The 2732-nt window shown below is 67.1% G+C and carries 1 protein-coding gene; it reads left to right on the top strand.

The features are described from left to right. Window positions 1-2732 (top strand): T1SS-143 repeat domain-containing protein (locus WBB07_RS29870; RefSeq protein WP_526313472.1); only part of this gene is annotated, 2732 nt, incomplete at both ends.

The following is a 2732-nucleotide window of genomic DNA, read 5'->3' as shown; positions in this document are numbered from 1 at the left end:
ACCGAGGACGGGCTTGCGGGCGCGAACGGTTTCGTTGCCGGCGCCGGCGCGACCGGTGCGGTTGCTCTGAACGTCAACTGGGGCGCGGACAACGACACGCAGGGCAATGGCGCGGGCGATACATTCGGGCGCGCGTTGTCATTCCTGGCGGGCGGTGTACCGGCGGTGACGGGTGAGAATGGCGCGGCGCTGTCGTCGGGCGGCGTTGCGCTGCAGTATGTGGTCACGACGCTGGCAAACGGCGGCGAGTTGCTGACCGCGTACAAGGGTGACGCGCGCGGCGACGAAGCCCGCGTCTTTACCGTGACGCTCGATCCGACATCGGCGCACGGCTCCTACAGTTTCAATCTGCTTGGTACGCTTGATCACGCGACGGGCTCGGATTCCGTCGCGCTGACCTTTGCGGTGCAGGCCGCGGATGCCGACGGCGACACCGTCGATACCAGTTTCACGGTCAATGTCGCGGACGACGGTCCGGTTGTCGGGGTGGCGGACAGCGGGATTGTTGACGAGGATGGCGGGCTTGCGGGCGGCAATCCGGGTCCGTTGTTCGGGGGCGGCGATGCGTTGCTGGTTCCGACGAATGCGTCGGGCGACCTGTCGATTTTGTGGGGTTCGGACGACGGCAACAGGAACGTGGACGGCGGCTTCACGGGGACGCAGGTTGCGGGCGACCGTTCGGTTGTGTTCGGGGCTGACGTGGTTGCGGCGCTGGAGGGGCAGGATCTGTCCTCGAACGGCGTGGAGCTTGTCTACACGCTGAGCGGCAACGGGACGGTTCTGACGGCGACGGCTGGCGACGGCGGTGCTGTGGTGTTCACGGTGAGCCTGTCGGACCAGGGCACGGGCTCGTGGGCCTTCGATCTGAAGGGTGTTTTGGACCACCCGGTTGCGGGCACCGAGGACGACATTGTTCTGACGTTCGGCTATGTGGCGCGCGACGGCGACGGGGACAGCGCGACGGGCGCGTTCGCGGTGAGCGTTGACGACGACACGCCGGTCGCGCTTGGCACGGTCTTCCCGCGCTATGTGGAGGAAGAGCAGCTTGCCGGGGGCAACGAGGATACGACGCCGGGCACGATCACCGGCGATCTGGACTATGACCTCGGCATCTTTGGCAGCGATTATAACGTGACGACGCAGCAGGCGTCGGCGTCGCTGAACATCGGCTGGGGCGCGGACAACGGCAATGCGAACGTCGATGGCGGCTTCACGGGGACGCAGGTTGCGGGCGACCGCTCGGTGGTGTTCGCCGACGGCACGGTTGCGGGGCTCGAGGCCCGGAATCTGTCTTCGAACGGGGTGGAGCTTGTCTACACGCTGAGCGGCAACGGGACGGTTGTGACGGCGACGGCGGGCGCCGGCGGTGCTGTGGTGTTCACGGTGAGCCTGTCGGACCAGGGGGCGGGCAGCTACGACTTCGTGCTGTCGCAGACGCTGGACCATCCGGCGGGCGGCGGCGAGAACGAGATCGGCTTCGAGTTTGACTTCGTTGCGCGCGACGGCGACGGCGACCCTGTGGGCGGCGGGTTCGAGGTGCGGGTCCTGGACGACACGATCGTGCAGGGTTCGGCGGTGTCGGTGAGCGTCGACGAGGACAATCTGTCCGGCGGCAATGTGGATGATGGCTATGCCGGCGACATTGTCGGGGCTTCGGCCTCCAATGGCGGTACGCTGGGGGTGTCGTGGGGCACGGACGACAACGTTCACGGCGAGAGCGCGGGCGACACGTTCGGGCGCAGTGTGAACTTCGTGAAGGCGAGCGGCTCGACGGCGCTGCTGGGCGAGGGCGCGGTGACGGCCTCGCAGCTTGGCCTGTCGGGGTCGCTGAGCTCCGACGGGGTGACGCTGTCCTACCAGATCGTCAAGACGATGACGGGTGTGGGCGGGTCGTGGAACGGCGGCTACGAGCTGATCGCCTACAAGGCGGGCGGCGACTACACCGACGCGACCGACCAGGTGTTCCGGGTGACGCTGGACCCGACGTCGACGAACGGCTCGTACCGGTTCGACCTGCTGGGCAATCTCGACCATTCGGCCAGCCCGGCCAACAGCGAGAACGACCTCAAGCTGACCTTCGGCTTCCGCGCCACCGACGCCGACGGCGACACCGCCTCGCGCGCCACCTTCTCGGTGACGGTCGACGACGACGGTCCGGTATCGACGGGTGACGGCAACCACAATGTCGGTCTCGACGAGGACGATATCGTCGCCATCTCCGGCGTGCAGCCGGCCGGTACGGACGGCACCGATCCGATCGTTGCCACGGGTAACATCACCAAGGTGAATTTCGGCGCCGACGGCTTCGGTTCGATGGAATTTTCAGGCTCCTTCACCGTGCCGAACGAGAATTCCGGCACGCTGGTCGCGGGCGGTGCGGGCCAGGATTCCGGCATGACGTCGGGCGGACAGGCGGTGTTCTTCCGTTTGTCGAGCGACGGGCTGACGATCGAAGGCTATGTGCCCGGTCGCGGCGATGAGCCGGTATTCACGGCGGTTCTCAACGGCACCGACCGCGGCTACACGGTCACGTTGCTCGGCAATATCGACCACCAGCCGGGCGACACCGGCCGCGGTGCGGCGCAGTCGCTCAACCTTGCGGTGCGCGCATCCGACGGAGACGGCGACTATGTCGACGTGAACCTGTCGGTGCGCATCACCGACGACGCTCCGGTGGCCCGTTATTCGGGGCGGCTGACGCTTCAGGAGACGGCCAAGGCGGACGGCTCCTT

The sequence above is a fragment of the Mycobacterium sp. genome, from assembly GCF_049647605.1.
In the GTDB taxonomy this organism is placed as follows: Bacteria; Actinomycetota; Actinomycetes; order Mycobacteriales; family Mycobacteriaceae; genus Mycobacterium.
Note: the sequence above shows the minus strand (reverse complement) of the source record. Positions and strands in the feature narration are given on the sequence as shown.